This is a genomic window from Opitutus sp. GAS368, assembly GCF_900104925.1.
Taxonomy (GTDB): domain Bacteria; phylum Verrucomicrobiota; class Verrucomicrobiia; order Opitutales; family Opitutaceae; genus Lacunisphaera.
The window spans coordinates 3,576,668-3,595,148 of the sequence record NZ_LT629735.1; the positions used below are offsets into that span (position 1 = coordinate 3,576,668).

At 65.8% G+C, this 18,481-nt stretch carries 13 protein-coding genes and 1 tRNA gene; 6 read left to right on the forward strand and 8 right to left on the reverse strand.

The genetic code is table 11. The features are described 5' to 3' along the window. Positions 1 to 10: 10 nt before the first annotated feature. Together BLU29_RS15190 and speA are read right to left on the reverse strand one after the other, a co-directional pair. Complete coding sequence (locus BLU29_RS15190; RefSeq protein WP_172830283.1) at positions 11 to 1,213, reverse strand: glycoside hydrolase family 88 protein; 1,203 nt, start codon at positions 1,211 to 1,213, stop codon at positions 11 to 13. Between the two features lie 189 nt (positions 1,214 to 1,402). Further along, complete coding sequence (gene speA / locus BLU29_RS15195) at positions 1,403 to 3,343, reverse strand: biosynthetic arginine decarboxylase (RefSeq protein WP_091059662.1); 1,941 nt, start codon at positions 3,341 to 3,343, stop codon at positions 1,403 to 1,405. 95 nt (positions 3,344 to 3,438) lie between these two features. Between speA and yajC the strand changes: the two genes are divergently transcribed. The 4 genes from yajC to BLU29_RS15215 all read left to right on the forward strand — a co-directional run bounded on the left by yajC (position 3,439) and on the right by BLU29_RS15215 (position 8,414). Beyond that, positions 3,439 to 3,774 (forward strand): preprotein translocase subunit YajC, encoded by a 336-nt coding sequence (yajC, locus tag BLU29_RS15200; RefSeq protein WP_091059665.1) that lies wholly within the window; start codon positions 3,439 to 3,441, stop codon positions 3,772 to 3,774. 97 nt (positions 3,775 to 3,871) lie between these two features. Then, a complete protein-coding gene (gene secD / locus BLU29_RS15205; protein WP_091059668.1) occupies positions 3,872 to 6,418 on the forward strand; it encodes a protein translocase subunit SecD in 2,547 nt (848 codons plus the stop codon). A 71-nt stretch (positions 6,419 to 6,489) separates the two neighbouring features. Continuing rightward, entirely contained in the window at positions 6,490 to 8,208 is a 1,719-nt protein-coding gene (gene recJ / locus BLU29_RS15210) for a single-stranded-DNA-specific exonuclease RecJ (protein WP_091059671.1), read from the forward strand. A gap of 129 nt (positions 8,209 to 8,337) precedes the next feature. After that, positions 8,338 to 8,414 (forward strand) — tRNA-Arg (locus BLU29_RS15215). Between the two features lie 114 nt (positions 8,415 to 8,528). Here the strand turns inward: BLU29_RS15215 and hutI are convergent. The 5 genes from hutI to raiA all read right to left on the reverse strand — a co-directional run bounded on the left by hutI (position 8,529) and on the right by raiA (position 14,869). Beyond that, the gene (gene hutI / locus BLU29_RS15220; protein WP_091059674.1) at positions 8,529 to 9,734 is read right to left on the reverse strand and encodes an imidazolonepropionase; all 1,206 of its coding nucleotides are present in this window, start codon (positions 9,732 to 9,734) and stop codon (positions 8,529 to 8,531) included. Between the two features lie 141 nt (positions 9,735 to 9,875). Continuing rightward, entirely contained in the window at positions 9,876 to 10,754 is an 879-nt protein-coding gene (locus tag BLU29_RS15225) for a formimidoylglutamase (protein ID WP_091059676.1), read from the reverse strand. Between the two features lie 177 nt (positions 10,755 to 10,931). Then, positions 10,932 to 12,632, reverse strand: coding sequence for a urocanate hydratase (gene hutU, locus BLU29_RS15230; RefSeq protein WP_091059679.1), 1,701 nt, complete (start codon positions 12,630 to 12,632; stop codon positions 10,932 to 10,934). Positions 12,633 to 12,746: 114 nt separating this feature from the next. After that, the gene (gene hutH / locus BLU29_RS15235) at positions 12,747 to 14,285 is read right to left on the reverse strand and encodes a histidine ammonia-lyase (RefSeq protein WP_091059682.1); all 1,539 of its coding nucleotides are present in this window, start codon (positions 14,283 to 14,285) and stop codon (positions 12,747 to 12,749) included. A gap of 206 nt (positions 14,286 to 14,491) precedes the next feature. Beyond that, the gene (raiA, locus tag BLU29_RS15240; protein WP_091059685.1) at positions 14,492 to 14,869 is read right to left on the reverse strand and encodes a ribosome-associated translation inhibitor RaiA; all 378 of its coding nucleotides are present in this window, start codon (positions 14,867 to 14,869) and stop codon (positions 14,492 to 14,494) included. Between the two features lie 210 nt (positions 14,870 to 15,079). Here raiA and BLU29_RS15245 point away from each other — a divergent pair, with 210 nt between their 5' ends. Next, positions 15,080 to 15,919 (forward strand): pseudouridine synthase, encoded by an 840-nt coding sequence (locus tag BLU29_RS15245; RefSeq protein ID WP_091059688.1) that lies wholly within the window; start codon positions 15,080 to 15,082, stop codon positions 15,917 to 15,919. 46 nt (positions 15,920 to 15,965) lie between these two features. Here the strand turns inward: BLU29_RS15245 and BLU29_RS15250 are convergent, their stop codons facing one another. After that, positions 15,966 to 16,718, reverse strand: a complete 753-nt coding sequence (locus BLU29_RS15250) for a M14 family metallocarboxypeptidase (protein WP_091059691.1) — start codon at positions 16,716 to 16,718, stop codon at positions 15,966 to 15,968. Positions 16,719 to 16,964: 246 nt separating this feature from the next. Here BLU29_RS15250 and BLU29_RS15255 point away from each other — a divergent pair, with 246 nt between their 5' ends. Continuing rightward, positions 16,965 to 18,359: a glutamate--tRNA ligase family protein gene (locus BLU29_RS15255; protein ID WP_091059692.1), complete on the forward strand. Its 1,395-nt coding sequence runs from the start codon at positions 16,965 to 16,967 to the stop codon at positions 18,357 to 18,359. Positions 18,360 to 18,481 lie beyond the last annotated feature (122 nt).

Here is an 18,481-nt window from a genome sequence, read left to right on the forward strand (position 1 = left end):
CGCCCTACATTTACGGCTTCCTGCGGGCCCGCAAGAGGGCCTCGAGGAAGTAATAGTCCGCGTAATTGATGGGTCCATCCACCTCGCTGTCCTTCGGCTTGTGGCCGGTGGAATGTTTCAGCAGGAAGCCGCCGTTCGTGCCCGGTTCGGCGAGATAGGCCGGCGAGGCGAGGCTGCGCAGCTGCGCTTCGGCAAAGGCGCGGTATTCCGCCGCGGCGTCCCCTTGCACGTAGGTGCAGAGTTCAAACAGCGCCGAGCTCATGATGGCGGCGGCGGAAGCGTCGCGCGGGACGTCGGGGATGCCGGGTGCGTCGAAGTCCCAGTAGGGCACCTTGTCGGCGGGCAGGCGCGGATGGTGCATGATGAACGCCGCGATCTTCCGCGCGTGGGCGAGGTAGCGCGGGTCTTTGGTCTCGCGATACATCACCGTGTAGCCGTAAAGCCCCCAGGCCTGGCCGCGGGCCCAGGCCGAGTCATCGGCCGCGCCCTGGTGCGTCACGCGGGCTTCGACGTGACCGTCCTTGGGATCGTAGGCGACGACGTGAAAGGAGCTGCCGTCCGCGCGAAAGTGGTTCTTGAGCGTCGTGTCGGCGTGGCGGATGGCGATGTCGCGATAGCGCCCGGCCGGGCCCTCGCGGGCGGCCCAGAGCAGGAGCTCGAGGTTCATCATGTTGTCGATGATGACGGGGAAGTCCCAGCCGTTGCGCGCGTCCCAGGATTGCAGGCAGCCGACGGTCGGGTTGAAGCGGGTGCTGAGCGACTGCGCGCCGTTGAGCAGGACCGGCTTGTAGGCGGCATTGCCCGTCAGGCGCAGGCCGTTGCCATAGCTGCAATACAGGATGAAGCCGACGTCGTGGGTCTTGGTGTTGTGCTGCTCGGGCGCGAGGAGGGCGGTGAACTTCTCCGCGGAGGCGCGCCACCGGGCGTCGCCGGTGGCCTCGAAGAGATACCACATCGAGCCGGGGAAGAAACCGCTGGTCCAGTCGCGGGTGGAGATGGTCACCAGCTTGCCCTGCTCGACGGTGCGCGGCATCGGCCTGGCGGCATTGTCCGGCAAGTGGGCGAGCATCCACTCGTATTGCCTCGCCGAGGTGGCGAGGGCGGAGTTGATGACCTCGGCCAGCGGCCGCTCGGCGGCCCAGAGATTCAAAGCCAGGCTGGCGGCGAGCGCGGCGAAGGAAACGAGACCGAGGCGGTGGAGCGGGGTGGGCACGGCGGGGTTCTTTAGTCCCGGGAGACACACCGAGCCAAATTAATAATCATTACCCCCCTCTTTTGAGGGATACGCCAACCGCGCTTTTGCCGGTATCGTTAAGCGGATGGCCGATTGGTCCCCTCTTCATAGAGGGGATCTCAAATCCCGGTCCGGCGACGAGCGCCGACCCTACAGGGAGAAAGAGCTCTACCGTTTCTTGGCCCCGTTCTGCTCGATGTTGAGGTAGGTCTTGGCGAGCATCTGGGATTCGTAGAACTCCACGAGCCGCACGCCCTCGCGGGGCTTGATGAGGTCCTTCTTCGTGGCGTGGTCGATCTGCTGCTTGATGCGGCGGCAGAGCTCCTCCCACTGGTATTGCACCCCCTCGATGACGTCGGCGATGCGGGAGCCGGCCAGCGCCTCCTCGATGTAGAAGCCGTTGGGTTCGTCGTCCTCGAGGAACACGTGCACCTCGTTGACGCGGCCGAAGAGGTTGTGCAGGTCGCCCATGATGTCCTGGTAGGCGCCGGTCAGGTAGATGCCGAGGTAGTAGGGCTCGCCGTGGCGGAGCGGGTGCAGCGTGATGTAGTCCTTCACGTCCTGCAGGTCGATGAAGCTGCCGACCTTGCCGTCGGAGTCGCAGGTGATGTCGACGAGGATGGCGTTGACGGTGGGCTTTTCCTTGAGCCGGTGCAGCGGCGTGATGGGGAAGAGCTGCTTGAGCGCCCAGCTGTCGAGGAGGGACTGGAAGACGGAGAAATTGCAGACGTATTGGTCGGCGAGAAGCTTCTTGAGGTCGTGGAGCTCCTCCGGCTGGTAGCCGGATTTGGTGCCCTCGAGGTCGATCTTCTCGCAGATCTGCCAGAAGATCTGCTCGGCGGCGGCGCGGTTCTCGAGGTCGAGGTAGCCGAGGTTGAAGAGCGAGAAGGCCTCCTCCTTCTTCTGGAGCGCGTCGTGGAAGCGTTCGAGGCGGCCGAGCTTGGCCTTGTTGTTGAGCAGGATGGCGAGGTCGTCGACGATCTTGTGGCGCGCCTTGGGCTGGTGCTGCTTGCCGAGGGACTCGTGCTTGTTGATGCGCTCGAAGACCTCGACGACCAGCATGGAGTGGGGGGCGGCGACGGCGCGGCCGGACTCGGTGACGATGTCGGGCACCTTGACGCCCGAGGCCTCGCAGATCTCGCGGATGTTGAAGACGACGTCGCGGGCGTATTCGCCGAGCGTGTAGTTCATCGAGGACTCGAAATTCGTGCGCGAGCCATCGTAGTCGATGCCGAGGCCGCCGCCGACATCGAGGTAGCCCATGGGGAAGCCCATCTTGGCGAGCTGGCAGTAAAAGCGCGCGGCCTCCGTGACCGCGGCCTTGATCGTGATGATGTTCGGGACCTGCGAGCCGATGTGGAAATGGACGAGCTTGAGGCAGGCCTGCATCTTGGCGGCCTTGAGTTTCTCGACGGCGAAGAGGATCTCGGCGGTGTTGAGGCCGAACTTGGCGTTGTCGCCGGTGGACATGGCCCACTTGCCCTCGCCGCGGGTCTGGAGCTTCACGCGGAAGCCGATCAGGGGCTTCACGCCGGTCTCCTTCGAGATCTCGATGATGCTGTCGACCTCGGAGAGCTGCTCGATGACGATGATGATGCGCTTGCCCAGCTTGCGGCCGAGGAGGGCGAGGCGCATGTAATCGTGGTCCTTGTAGCCGTTGCAGATGATGAGGCGCTGGGCGCCCTCGTGCATGGCCAGGGCGATCATCAGCTCGGGCTTGGAGCCGGCCTCGAGGCCGTAGTTGAAGTCCTTGCCGGCGGCGACGATCTCGTCGACCACCTCGCGGAGCTGGTTGACCTTGATGGGGAACACGCCGCGGTATTCGCCCTTGTAGCCCTCTTCCTTGATGGCCTTGTGGAAGGCCTGGTTGATCTGGGTGACCCGGTAGCGGAGCGTATCCTGGAGGCGGATGACCAGCGGGGCCTTGAGGCCCATGCTTTTGGCCTCGTCAATCACGTCCATCAGGCGGATGTTCCGGTCGTCGGCGAGGGGCTGGACCTGCACAAATCCCTCGGAATCCACCGAGAAGTGATTGGCGCCCCAGCGCTTAAAACCATAGTGTTCCTCGGACTGCGCGGCCGACCAGTTGGATGCGGATTTGGTCTTCAATTTGCGGGAGCGGAAAGGTGGGGGTTAGGCTTGCTTTTTGATATGCGGCTGGGCTTATTCGCCCTTTTCAATTTTTCAAAACACCCGAAGACGCAATGACTAAGTTATACCTGTTCCTCGCCCAAGCCTCTCCCGCCTCGCCTGCCGGTTCCGGCGGCAGCCCCACCTTCATGCTGGTGGGCTATGGTTTGCTGATGGTGGCGCTCTATTTTTTCATGATCGCGCCGCAAAACAAGAAACGGAAGGAGCACGAGAAGATGCTGACCGAGTTGAAATCCGGTGACGAGGTGGTCACGGCCGGCGGCATCTACGGCACCATCACGAGCGTCAAGGAAGACCGGTTTGTCATCCGCATCGGCGACAACAACGCCAAGGTCGAGGTGGGCAAGGGCTTCATCAGCACCGTCGTGAAAAAGACCGACGCCGCCTGAGCGTCCGCGGCCCCCCGTCCGACCAACCCGGCCAGAGGCCGGGTTCCACCCCAAGGCCCACCCCCGCCGCCCGGCCCAATTTAACAACCAAATACCCATGCTCCGTCGTCATCTCTGGAAACTGATCCTGTCCGCCACCCTCGTGTTGTGGGCCGTGTTCACCCTCATGCCGCTGAAGGACCAGCCCTTCGGCGACTACGTCAAGGCTTCGGCCGCCGCCAAGCCCGCCGAGTTCGCCAAGCTCATGGGCGAGGTCTCCACCCGCGTCCAATCCCGCCGCGCCCCCAGCGTCTACGTGGCGCTCAAGCAGCTCGGCCAGGAGCAGAACCTCGACCTCTCGCAGTTCTTTCCCCAGATCAAGCTCGAGTCGTCCATGACGAACATCGAGAAGCGCAACAACCTGCTGCTCGACGAGCTGCTCCGTCTCTCCAAGGGCAAGCTGCAGCTCGGCCTCGACCTGAAGGGCGGCGTGGCGTTCACCCTCGAGGCGGACCCCAAGGTCATGAACGCGGAAAGCGAGCAAAGCCGCGGGCAGAAGCTGAGCAAGGCCGTGGAGATCATCGGCGGCCGCATCAACAGCCTGGGCGTCACCGAACCCATCATCCGCCCGATCGGCGACAACCGCATCGAGATCCAGCTGCCCGGCGTGTCGACCAAGGACAACCCCGAGATGGCCACCACGCTCGTGCGGCCGGCCCGCCTCGATTTCCGCATGGTGCATGCCACCATCGCCCCGCCGGCGGAGGCGCCCCCGGGCTACGATCGCCTGACCCTCGTGCAGGAAAGCCGTCCCGGCATGCCGGGCTACACCGAGGAGCTCTACGTCAAGACCCGCCCGGAGATGACGGGCGAGGGGATCGCCGACTCCTATCCGACCATGGATGAGTTCGGCCGCTTCCGCATCATCCTCAAGTTCACCAGCGCCGGCAGCAAGCAGTTCGCCGACGTCACCCGCGCCATCGCCGAGGAAGGCCAGCGCACCGGCCGCCGGGCCCGTCTCGCCATCGTGCTGGACGGCAAGCTCTACTCGGCGCCCGGCGTGGAAAAGGAAATCTCCGGCGGCAGCGCCGAGATTTCCGGCTCGTTCACCCGGCTGGAGGCGCAGGACCTCTCCACGGTGCTGAACAACCCGCTCGACCTGCCGCTCCAGATCAAGGAGCAGTATGAGGTCGGGCCGTCCCTCGCCACCGACGCCATCTCGAGCGGCGTGCGCGCCACCATCATCGGCACCGCCGCGGTGGCCGCGTTCATGATCACCTTCTACGCCACCGGCGGCCTCGTGGCCGTCGCCTCGCTCGTGGTCAACATCACCATCATCCTCGGCGTCATGGCCAGCATCGGCGCCACCATGACGCTGCCCGGCCTCGCGGGCATCGTGCTGACCATCGGCATGGCGGTGGACGCGAACATCCTCATCTTCGAGCGCATGCGCGAGGAGATCGCCCTCGGCAAGAACCTCGTCAGCGCCAACCAGGGCGGCTTCACCAAGGCGCTCACCACCATCCTCGACGCCCACCTGGTGCAGCTCATCATCTGCGGCATCATGATCTGGAAGGGCCAGGGCCCGATCAAGGGCTTCGGCTTCACCCTCCTCATCGGCGTCATCTCCACCCTGATCTCGGTGCTCATCACCGGTCACATGCTCATGGAGATGCTGACGGAGTCCGGCTGGCTGAAGAAGATGACGATGCGCCGCATGCTGGGCGACCTCAACGTCGACTTCGTCAAGCTCGGCAAGCCCTGCGCCTACGCCTCGGTGGCGCTCGTGATCATCAGCTTCGGCTATGTGCTTTTCCAGGGTGACAAGATCTACGGCATCGACTTCGCCGGCGGCGACCAGGTCACGGCCACCTTCACGACCAAGATCGACAGCGCGAAGATCCGCGAGATCGCCCAGAGCAGCGGGGCGGGCGAGGTCAACCCGACCTACGTCAGCGACCTGGGCAGCGGCAAGGAGCAGCTCAAGCTCGAGACCGCCTACGGCAAGTCCGGGACCCTCTTCACCGCGTTGCAGCAGGCCTACCCGGGCGCGGGCCTGGTCAAGGTCGGCACCAGTCAGATTGGCGCCACCATCGGCAAGGAGATCAAGTGGAACGCCGTGCTGGCCGTCGGCCTCTCCATGCTGGCCATCCTGGTCTACATCGCGTTCCGCTTCGAGTTCGGCTTCGGCGTCGGCGCCATGGCGGCCACGCTGCACGACATCCTGATGAACATCGGCATCTTCGTGATGTTCGGCCACCAGTTCTCCGCGCCCATGGTCGCGGCCATCCTCTGCGTCGCCGGCTATTCCATCAACGAGACCGTCGTCGTCTTCGACCGCATCCGGGAGGAGCTCAAGCTCGACCCCGCCGGCAAGCTGCGCGACGTCATCAACAACGCCATCCGGAAGGTCTTTGCCCGCACGATCATGACGGCGACGACCACCTTCCTCGCAGCGCTGGCCCTCTTCATCTTCGGCGGCGGCCAGCTGCACGACATCGCCTTCACCTTCCTCGTCGGCATCGTCACCTCGACCTTCTCGGCCATCTTCATCGCCGCCCAGATCTTCTACCTCTGGCACAAGGGCGACCGGAAGCACGTCGAGGCCCACCAGGACATCGCGCCCAAATACGAGTGGGCCGGCTCCTCCCGCGCCTCGGAATAAGGTGGAACGCGTTGCCCCCGACGCGTTCAGCCGGCTGAGGTCAGCCGGCTCCACCTAAAAGACAAACTTCCATGCGCTGGAATTACACGCCGGTCCATGCGGAGAGCGTGGCTGACCTCGCGCACGCCGCGGGCACGACGCCCGTGGTCGCGGAGCTCCTGCTGCGCGCCGGCCAGGCGGAGCCCGCCGCCGCCGCGCGTTTCCTGCAGCCGGCGCTGGCGACCCTGGGCGATCCCTTCCAGCTGGTGAACCTCGAGGCCGCGGTGGACCGCCTGCTGCGCGCCCTGCGCGGCAGGGAGCGCGTCATCGTGCTCGGCGACTACGATGTGGACGGCGTGTGCAGCACCACGATCCTGGTCAGCCTGCTGCGCCGGCTCGGCCTCGAGCCCACCTACGTCGTGCCGCGCCGGCTGGAGGAGGGCTACGGTCTCTCCCGCATCTCGATCGAGCGCGCGCTGGAGCGGGGCAAGCCCGACCTGTTCATCGCGCTGGATTGCGGCACCAACTCGCACGAGGAGGTCGCCCACCTGCGCGCCCGGGGCATCGACGTCATCATCGTCGACCATCACCGCTCGACCGAGCCCGCCGCCACCGGGGCGCTGCTGGTCAACCCGCACGTCAACCCCACCGCCGGCGACGATGGCTGGCGCTACCTCTGCACCGTCGGCCTGGTGTTCAAGCTGGCGCACGGCCTCCTGAAGAAGCTCCGGGCCGAGAACCACCCCGTGGCGCTGACCATCGTGCTCAAGGACTACCTCGACCTCGTGGCGATGGGCACGATCGCCGATCTCGTGACGCTGCAGGGCGAGAACCGCGTCTTTGCCCGCCACGGCCTGCGCGTGCTCGCCGAGACCCGCCGCCCCGGGCTGCTGGCCCTCATGCAGGTCTCCGGCCTCAAGCGCGAGCAGGGCCTCGTGCCGAGCGACATTTCCTTCCGCCTCGGGCCGCGCATCAACGCCAGCGGCCGGCTCGCCGACGCGGCGCTGTCCGTCGACCTGTTGCTCAGCGAGGACCGGGTTTTCTCCGACAACACCGCCCGCCGGCTCGACGACCTCAACCGCGAGCGGCAGGACATCGAGCGCGAGATCACCGAGCGCGCCGAGCGTTATGTCGAGGAACATTTCTCCGCCGCAAACGGACTCGTGCTGTTCGACGAGGCGTGGCACCCCGGCGTGGTCGGCATCGTGGCCGGCCGCATCTCGCGGAAATACAACCGGCCGACCATCGTGCTCGGCAACGAGGGCGAGCTGGCCAAGGGTTCCGGGCGCGGGCTCAACGGTTTCAACCTGGTCGAGATCCTCGGGGCCTGCTCGGCCTGCCTCGAGAGCTGGGGCGGTCACCCGATGGCCGTCGGTGTCTCCCTGAAGAAGCCCCGCCTGGACGAATTTCGCGCGATGTTTGACGAGGTCATCCGGAAAGGCCGGGACGGCGACGCCATCGAGCCCGGTCTGGAACTTTCCGGCTGGATCGACGCGACGGAGCTGAACGAACAGCTGATGGGCGAGCTGGAGCAGATGCAGCCCTTCGGCATGGGCAACCCCGAACCGGTTTTCGGCGTGCGCGGCGTGCGGCTGCGCAACCGGCCGGATGTCTTCAAGGAGCAGCATTTCCGCTTCGCCGGCGAGGACGCGGCCGGCCGCCGGGTCAGCGGCGTGGCGTGGAAACTGGCCGACCGCCTGCCGCCGGTGGGGGTGCCGCTGGAGATGGCCGTGCAGCTGAACTGGAATCACTACAATGGCCGCAAGATCCTGCAGATGGAACTGCTGGACTGGCGGCTGGCCGGAGGGTGACAACCCATCCACAGCGAGGTCGCTGTGGCTCCAGAAACTGGAGCGCGGGCGACCCCGCCCGCGGTTTAGTGCGAACAAAATTCTGCTTGAAGTCGCTGCCGGAAGTTCACTTATTCGCCCTTCCTTTGTGCGGGCATAGCTCAACTGGATAGAGCGCCAGACTACGAATCTGGAGGTTTGGGGTTCGACTCCCTATGCCCGCACCACTTTCCAACCGCCGGATCCTAAACGGGTTCGGCGGTTTTGTTTTGGGTAGGGCGGAGCGGTCCGCTCCGCCGCGGCGCACCGGGCCGGTGCGCCCTACCGCAAGCACAGGACTACTAGCGGACAACCTGCCCGTTGCAGATGACCATGTCCACCGGGTTACCGCCGAGTTCGTAGGCCAGGGCGCGCTCGTCCTTGTGGCGGAGCAGGAGCAGGTCGGCGCGCTGGCCGGCGGCGATGTTGCCGCGGTCCGTGAAACCCAGCACCGCGGCGGCGTTGACGGTTGCGGCCACGATGGCCTCGGCGGGGGTCAGGCCGCAGAAGCGGACCGCCAGCGCGATGGCCAGCGGGATGGAGAGACTCGGTGAGGTGCCGGGATTGCAATTTGTGGCCAGCGCCAGCGCGCCGCCTTGATCAACAAACACGCGCGAACGCATGAAGCGCTGGTCGGTGTGCAGGCCGGTGCAGGGCAGGATGACGCCGCAGGTCGGCGACTGGGCGAGCGCGATCAGGTCTTTCTTCGTCGAGGCCTCGAGGTGGTCGACGCTGCGGGCATGGAGGCGGATGGCCTCGGGGATCATGCCGAGGGAATTGAACTGGTCGGCGTGGACGCGGATCGGGTGATGCTTGCGGGCCTTCTCGAAGAGTTTCACGCAGGCGTCGACCGACCACGCGCCTTCCTCGCAATAGGCGTCCACCGCGATGTCGGGAAATTCGCGCGACACCTCGGGCAGCATGTCCTTCACGACCATCCGGGCGTATTCATCGAGGTCGCCCTCGAAGGCGTGGCCGATAAGCGCGGTCGCGACGACGGTGCCCGGCCACTCGGCGGCGGCCCGGCGGATGGCGCGCAGCATCTTCATCTCGTTCTCGGTGTTCAGGCCATAGCCGCTCTTCACCTCCACGGTGGTCGTGCCCTCGCGCAGCATGGCCCCGAGCCGGTCGCGCAGGCTGGCGGCCAGCTGCTTCTGCGTCGCCTCGCGCACGGCCTTGACGGTGGCGTGGATGCCGCCGCCCTTCTTGAGAATCTCCAGGTAAGGCACGCCGCGGAGTTTCATCTCCCATTCGTCGAGCCGGTCGCCGGCCCAGCAGGCATGGGTGTGACAGTCCACGAAACCCGGCATCACTACGCGGCCGAGGGCGTCGATGATCTCGGCATCGGCCGGGGCCTCCACCTTGGCGCCGACCGCGGCGATCTTGCCATCGGCCACGAGCACCTCGCCGGCGGGAATGAGGCCCAGGTCGCCCAGTTCCTTGCCGCGACGCGGGCGGCTGCCGTTGCCGAGGGTCAGGATGCGGGCGTTGCGGATGAGAAGAGACATCAGAGAAAGGCAGGGTTAGCCGCAAAAAGGCGCAAGGGATTTGTCCGCTTCGGTCATGTGGTTAGCGCGCCTATAGGCGCCACAGAAAGGCAACGCTGCGAGATTGTTTTTTTGCGCCTCTTTGCGGCCATAAATCCTGCTTCAGGGTTTCCGTTGAGTGAACCCTGCGAGGAAGGTGAGAAATAGGTGGGCGGCGACGCGGGCGGTGCGTCCGTCGGGATCGTGGGCGGGGTTCAACTCCATGAGGTCGAAGCAACGCACGCGCGGGTCGGCGCCGCAAGCGCGCACCCAGGCCTCGGCCTCGCGGACGGCCCAGCCGGCGGGGTTCATGGCACTGACGCCCGGGGCGTGGGCGGCGTCGAGGACATCGAGGTCGAAACTGACAAACAGGTCCTTCGCCTTCGGCAAGGCGACCTTGGCGTTCTCGGGATGCGTGCGCCCGCCGTGGGCGCGGAACCACTCGAGGTGTTCGCGCGAATTCACCAGCGGCCGGAAGCCATGCAGGTGCAGGGCGCTGACTCCGCAGTCCTCGACCAGTCTGCGGAAGGGCATGCCGGAGCCAGCGGTTTCACGCACGTCGAGGTGGGCGTCGAAGTAGACGCCCACGAGCTTCGGGTGCTTGGCGGCGACAGCGCGGACAAACGGGAAGGTCAGATCGTGCCCGCCGCCGATGGCGATGGGCAGCAGCCCGCGCTCAAGCAGGGAAGCAGTCACCTCAGTGACCCGCTCGTGGGTTTTCTCGAGCGAACCCGTCGGCATGACGTCGCCGGCGTCGAAGACCAGCGGCAGCGGGCCCGTGGCGGAATCCGCCGCGCCGAAGTTCGCCAAGGCGGCGCGGAAAGCCTTGGGGCCGCCGGCGGCGCCGGTCCGGCCGTTGTTCATGCGGACGCCGGTGTCGTCGGGCAGGCCGAGCAGGGCGATGGCGCAGCCGTCGGATGAGTCGGTGCGGATGGTGGACGCAAAACGCCCCGCGGCGGTGTCACCGGGCCAGGGCGGGGCGGAGGTGTTGGGGATAATCACTGGGGCTTTTTAACCACGGATTTCACGGATTCACACGGATAAATTCTTTTCCCAGTCATTCTGAGCGCAGCGAGGAATCCAGCGACATGACCGCCAGAGTAAACGGTTCTGGATTCTTCACTGCGTTCAGAATGACAGGTTGGGATATCCATCCGTGTTAATCCGTGTAATCCGTGGTCAACTCTTTCGGGTTTTCCACCCGCGCATGGGCACGGGCACATTCAGCCGGTCGGCGCAGTCCTGCGCAAGTTCGTAGCCGGCGTCGGCGTGACGGAAGACACCCATCATCGGATCGTTGGTCAGCACGCGCTCGAGCCGCACCGCGGCCTCCGGTGTGCCGTCAGCGACGATGACCTGGCCGGCGTGCTGGCTGTAGCCGATGCCCACGCCGCCGCCGTGGTGAAAGCTGACCCACGAGGCGCCGCTGGCGATGTTGACCATGGCGTTCAGGATCGCCCAGTCGCTGATGGCGTCGGAGCCGTCCTTCATCGCCTCGGTCTCGCGGTTCGGACTGGCGACGGAGCCGCAGTCGAGGTGGTCGCGGCCGATGACGATCGGCGCCTTCACGCGGCCGTCGGCCACCATGCGGTTGAAAAGCAGGCCCGCCTGATGGCGCTCGCCCAGGCCGAGCCAGCAGATGCGCGCCGGCAGGCCCTGGAAGGCCACGCGTTCGCCGGCCATCTTCAACCAGCGGTGCAGGCCCTCATCCTTGGGAAACAACTCCAGCAGAGCACGGTCGGTGGCGGCGATGTCCGCGGGATCGCCCGAGAGCGCCACCCAGCGGAACGGGCCGCGGCCGAGGCAGAACTGCGGCCGGATGTAGGCCGGCACGAAACCGGGGAAGTCGAACGCGCGCTTCACGCCCTGGTTGAAGGCGTGCTGGCGGAGATTGTTGCCGTAATCGAAGGTCTTCGCGCCGCGCTGCTTGAGCGCGAGCATGGCCTTCACGTGCCGGGCCATCGAGGCGAGCGAGAGCTTCTGGTATTTCTTCGGGTCCTTCTTGCGCAGCGCGGCGGCGGCCTTGAGCTCGTAACCGGCCGGCACGTAGCCGACGAGCGGGTCGTGGGCACTCGTCTGGTCGGTGAGCGAGTCGACGTAGATCTTACGGACGAGCAGGCGCTCGAGCAGGTCGATGGCGTTGGCCACGACGCCGACGCTGAGGGCCTTCTTTTCGGCGGCATACTCAACGGCGCGGTCGATCGCGGCGTCGAGGTTGGGCGCGATCTCATCGAGGTAGCGGTCGTGGACGCGCTTTTGCAGGCGGGACCGGTCGACGTCGGCGATGAGGCAGGTGCCGCCGGCCATGGTGATGGCGAGCGGCTGGGCGCCGCCCATGCCGCCGCAGCCGGCGGTGACGCACAGCCGGCCGGCCAGCGTGCCGCCGAAATGCTGGCGGCCGGCCTCCGCGAAGGTCTCGTAGGTGCCCTGCAAAATGCCCTGTGTGCCGATGTAGATCCACGAGCCGGCCGTCATCTGGCCGAACATCATCAGGCCGCGTTTTTCCAGGTCGTCGAAGTTCTCCTGCGTGGCCCAGTGCGGCACGATATTGCTGTTGGCCAGCAGCACACGTGGGGCGTCGGGGTGCGTGCGGACGATGCCGACCGGCTTGCCCGACTGGACGAGCAGCGTTTCGTCGGGCGCCAGTTGCTGCAGCGAGGCGATGATGGCGTGGAAGGCCGGCCAGTTGCGGGCGGCCTTGCCGCGGCCGCCGTAGACCACGAGATCGGCGGGACGCTCGGCGACCTCGGGGTCGAGGTTGTTCATCAGCATCCGCATGGCGGCCTCGGCGGCCCAGGAACTGCAAGTGCGTTGATTGCCGCGCGGGGCGCGGACCACAGGAATTGTGGACTTCGGATTGCGGATTGTGGATTTGGCCATGCGCAGAATTTACCCGATGCCAGTCATCCTGAGCGCAGCGAAGGATCCAGCGTGATGTGCGAGACGGTCATGATGTTGGATTCTTCGCTGCGCTCAGAATGACAAAGTCGAGGATCAGAAAAGTTTCCCCGCCGCGCGTTGCACGGCGGCGGCGATCTGTTCGCCGCGGACGAGGGCCAGCGCGGTCTGGACATCGTTGTGAAAGAGCCGGTCGGCCTGGGCGAAGGGGATGTAGCGGCGCACCTCGGCGAAGGCGGCCTCGACGCCCGGGCCGGACCGGAGCGGGCGCAGGAACTCGAGGCCCTGCGCCGAGCACATGAACTCGATGGCGAGCACGGTCTCGGTGTTCTTGACGACCTCAAGCAGCTTGGTGGCGCTGATCGAGCCCATCGAGACGTGGTCCTCCTGACCGAGCGAGGAGGGGATGGAGTCGACCGAGGCGGGGTGGGCGAAGACCTTGTTCTCCGAAACGAGCGCGGCGGCGGTGTATTGCGGGATCATGAAGCCGGAGTTGAGGCCGGTGTCCTTCATGAGCAGGCGCGGCACCTTGAGGTCGCCGATGGTGTCGCCGTGGAGCAGCATGTAGATGCGCCGCTCGGCGATGGAGGCGATCTCGGCGGTGGCGATGGCGAGGTAGTCGAGGATGAAGGCCAGCGGCTCGCCGTGGAAGTTGCCGCCGCTGACGACGTCGCCGTTCTCGAACACGAGCGGGTTGTCCGTGGCGGAATTGATCTCGGTCTCGACGACGGCGCGGGCGTGTTCGATCGCGAGGCGGACGGCGCCGTGGACCTGCGGCACACAGCGGAGCGAGTAGGGATCCTGGACCTTCGCGCAGTCGGCGTGGGAGGGGAGGATCTTCGAGCCCTTGAGCAGCTGGCGGAGGTTCTTCGCCACGTCGATCTGGCCTTGGTGCGGCCGCGCGGCGTGGATGCGGGCGTCATAGGGGGCGGCGCTGCCGCGGGCGGCCTCGAGGGTCATCGCCGCGGCGATGTCGGCGGTGCGGGCGATGTTCTGGATGCGCAGCAGGCAGTGGACGGCGTAGGCCGACATGAACTGTGTGCCGTTGATGAGGCCGAGGCCTTCCTTGGACTGGAGCCGGAGCGGTTTCAGGCCGAGCAGCTTGAGGACCTTGGTCGCGGGCAAGCGCTTGCCCCGGTAATCCATCTCGCCGAGGCCGAGCAGAGGCAGGACCATGTGGGCCAGCGGCGCGAGGTCGCCCGAGGCGCCGAGCGAGCCCTTGGTGTAGACGATGGGCAGGGCGTCGGCGTTGTAGAAGCGGATGAGATAATCAACGACACGTTCCGTGACCCCCGAGAGGCCGACGGCGAGGCCGTTGACCTTGAGGAGCAGCATCAGGCGCACGATCTCGGCCGGCACCTCGTCGCCGACGCCAACGGCGTGGCTGAGGATCAGGTTTTCCTGGAGCTGCTCGATGTCGGCCGCGGGCACGCGCTGGTGGGCGAGAATGCCGAAACCGGTGTTGATGCCGTAGTGCGGCGCCGGGTCGTGCCGGAGCTGGTCCACCCGCCGGCGCGAGGCGCGGATGCGGGTGCGGGCGGCGGGCGTGAGGGTCAGGCGCTGGTCGCCGGCGAGGGCGGTGCGGAGGCGCCCTAACGTGAGGTTGCGGCCAGAAAGGGGAAGGGTTCCGGGCATGGGTAGGCTGCGGACCAGCAAAGCAGCCGGGCGAGATTTGAAAACTGTATTCCGGCAGTTTAGGCCGGACGGGGTAGGGCGAGTCGTCTCGACGAGCCGCGCGCACGGCTCATCCGGCGGATTCGCCCTACAAAGAAAAAGCCCGCCGGTGCGGCGGGCTGGATGCCGGGCGTAAAGCCCGACCTACAAAAATTGCCGGCGGAGGCTCAGATCGCCTTCGGCAGCGCGACGCCGTCAAATTCGACCGCGTGCGGATGGTTGCGCTTGTCCTTGTGCAGGCCGTGACGCTTGCGCAGACCCTGGTCGAGCTTGTCGACGAGCAGGTCGATGGCCTTGTAGCACTCGTCGGCCTCGACGGTCGCGTTGATGTCGGGGCCGTGGATGACAACGTGCCCCTTGGCGATGAATTTGTGCGCGTGATCATGCTTCGCGTCGCACTCCAGCTCGACCTTCAGCCGCACAATGTGTCCCTCGTGCCGGAACAATCGCTCCATCTTCTCCCGGACGTGGGCTTTGAGGCCGGCGGTGAGTTCGAGATGGATGCCCGAGACGATGATTTCGTGCGGATTGTTGGCTTTGTTCATGGTTCTCCTTATGGGTTAACGATACAAAATGCGCTGCGAATGATCTGCCTTCCGATGTTTTCCTTTTGTCGTCGCTGCCGTCCATGGGACCGGCGCGTGCCTGACTGGGAACAACCGCTTCATTCGACAGCCCAAATCACTACGCGGGTTGCCCGGGTTTGCAATGCTTCTTGCCATAAATGACGGTAATAAATCTTTGAACGGAACAGCATGACCCGTGCCTACGACGAATTTCCTCCGGCCACGCCGCCCTTGGTCGACCCGGGGGCCCTGCCCGGGTGGGTGCTGCTGGACGACGAGCGGCTGCTGGTGATCGACAAGCCCGGCTGGCTCGTGGTGCATCCATCGAAGAACGGCCCGTGGTCGAGCCTGGCCGGGGCGGTGCGCGAGGCGTTCAAGCCCGATGCCATCCGCTTCATCTACCGGCTGGATCGGGAGACTTCCGGGGTGATCATCCTGGCGAAGACGGAGGCCATGGGCGGGCGGCTGGGGAAGGCCGTCCTGCAGCGGAAAATCGGCAAACTTTACGTGACGCTGCTCGAGGGCGAACTCGCCGGGCCGGTCACCGTCAACCAGCCGCTCGGGCCGGACCCGACGGCCAGCGTCACGGTGAAATCGCGGGTCGTCCCGGCCGGTTCGCCGGGCGCGCAGGAAGCCGAGACCGTATTCCATCCGCTGGTCGCGCGCGGCGGTTTCACGCTGGCCGGCGTGGAATTGCTCACGGGCCGCAAGCACCAGATCCGGGCGCATGCGGAGTGGCTGCAGCACCGGGTCGTGGGGGACAAGCTCTACGGGCCCGATCCCGGTCTCTACCTGGAGTTTGCGACGCAGGGCTGGACCGAGCGCCACTCGGCACTGCTGCCGCTCACGCGCCAGGCGCTGCATTGCGCGGCCATCGACCTGCGGCCGACGGGGCTGGATTACCTGCTGCGGGCGCCGTGGCCGGAGGACCTGGCGAAATTCGGCGAGCGCCGGATGCACCTGCCGGCCGACGAGGCGCAGCGCCTGATCGACGCGTTCGTGGCGGAGAAGATGCCGGTCGCAAGGTAGGGCGCGGACTCCGTTCCGCGCCTCGGCGGTGAGCGGAGTCACCGCCCTACCTTAGGAACTCTTCAATCGCCGCCCGCAGCACCGCCGCCTGCGTCGTGATGCGCTGCTCAAGCGGTTGGGCCGAGGCGGTCTCGATGGTGTAGTCGAGCGTGCTGTGCTTGTAGGCGAGGTAAAGGGCCTCGGGCCACGTGTCGCGCAGCAGCGGGTCGCTCACCGGCCGGAGGATGCCCGGCTCGGCGATTTCGCGGCCGTCGATCACCGCGGCGGCTTCGATGGGACTGTGCGCCCGCGCGGCGGCGAGCATGGCGGGCGCAAGCGTCGGGTGCTGGCCGAGGTTCAGCTCGTAAAGATAAAAACCCTGCGCCTCCCAATCCTCGTGGGCACAGATGACGAGGTCAAAGCGCGGCTGGCGCTGCAGCCAGGTCACGTGGGCCTGGACCTCGGTGGCGCGCAGCGACTTGTAGTCGCGGTTGAGGTCGACGCCGGCGAAGTTTTCGCGCGTGCGCCGGGTGAAGCCGGTGGGATTGAGCAACGGGCAGAGGAACCACGTGCAGCGCGTGTCGAAGAAACCCGCTTCCAGCAAACGCAGCAGGGCCCAAGGTGGTGCGGGCTCGTCGCCATGCATGCCGGTGGAGAGATAGACCCGCGGGTGGCGGCCCGGCGTTCGCTTGGTGTAGGCGAGAAGCGGGTAACCGTTGATCTCCCCATACTGGTGCGCCGCGAAGCCGGTGGTCTTGGCCGCGGCGGCAAAACGCGGACTGAATTCGGCCGGGTCGAGCGGCAGGGCGGGAGGACTCATGGGAATTTTTCGCAGATTGCGCGGATGTTGGCGGATAACAAGTCCAGCCCAGGTTATTTATTGCCACAAAGAGGCACAAAAATTGATTGGTCCTGCCTGCCTGGATTTTCCGTGCGCCTATAGGCGCCTTGGGCGATGCATCTGCCGTCGATTTTTGGGCCTTTTCGTGGCTAAACCTGCCTTGGATTCCCTTCCGGGTCAGGCTTTGACAGGGTCCACGGCTTTCTTCTAGCTGCCGTTTCTCTCATGTCCAATGTTCGTGTCCGTTTCGCGCCCAGTCCCACGGGCTTCTTCCACATCGGCAGCGCCCGCACGGCGCTGTTCAACTGGCTCTACGCCCGGCATACCGGGGGCACGTTCATCCTGCGGATCGAGGACACGGACCAGGCCCGCAACAGCGAACAGTTTCTCAAGCTCATCTACGACAGCCTGACCTGGCTGGGCCTGGACTGGGACGAGGGCCCGAACGCGAACGGCGTCGGCGAACGCGGCAACTATGGCCCGTATCGCCAGAGCCAACGCGGCGAAATCTACCAACGCTACAAGCAGAAGCTGCTCGATTCCGGCCGGGCCTACGAGAAGGACGGCGCCATCTGGTTCAAGCTGCTGGGCGAGCGCTACAAGGTCTTCGACGACCACCGCAAGAAAGAGGTCGAGAAGGTCAAGTCCGCGCCGGTCGTCATCGACGACCAGATCCGGGGCAAGGTCGAGCGCCAGGAGGACGAGGATTTCGTCATCTTCCGCTCGGACGGCAACCCCGTGTTTCACTTCGTGAACGTCGTCGACGACATCGAGATGAAGGTCTCGCACATCATCCGCGGCGAGGACCACCTGTCCAACACGAGCAAGCACGTGCGGCTCTACGAGGGCTTCGGCGTCACGGCGCCGGTGTTCGCCCACATCCCGCTCATCCTGAAGTCGCCCGAGATGGGGCAGGGGAAAATGAGCAAGCGCGACAAGGGCGCCCTGATCGAGGAATACCAGCAGCGTCATTTCCTGCCCGAGGCGCTGGTGAACTACCTGTCGCTGCTCGGCTGGAACCCGGGCGACGACCGCGAGAAAATGCCGGTTGCGGAGATCGTGAAACTCTTCGACCTGCCGGCCGTGAATCAGTCCAACGCCAAGTTCGACGGCAGGAAGCTCGCGAACATGAACATGACCTACCTGCTGGAGCAACCGGCGGACCGGTTCGTGGCTCTCGCGAAAAACTTTTTCGCCCAGCAGCCCAACGGAGCGGCGGTGATGGCCAACGAGGCCTATTTCCGGGAGATCATGTTGCTGGCCCAGCCGAAGATCAAATCGATCGACGAACTCGGCGCCTACACGGGCTATTTCTTCACGGAGGATTTCCCGATCGACGCCAAGGTGAAGGAGAAGGTCATGGCCAAGGGCGACCCCAAGGCCCGGTTGGCCGAGTTGATCGCCGCCCTGCCGGCGATGGACTTCTCCACGGATGCGACGGTCGAGGCCGGCATCAAGTCTCTCGCCGAAGGCAAGGGCCTCGGCTTCGGCGACTACCAGGCCGGGGCACGACTGGCGGTGTCCGGCACCAACGCCGGCCCGAGCATCACCGCCATGTTCCGCGTGCTGGGCAAGGAGCGCGTGACAGCCCGCCTGCAGCGATTCCTGGCTTCCGTCTGAGTGCCGGCTGCCGGCGCTTGGCCCCGTGCTTTGGCCGCACTCTGGCCACACTTCCGCTTCAGATCCGCCGTAGAGCCTTCGGCTCCACTAGGGCTGCTCTTCGGCTCTCCAATGGCTATCCT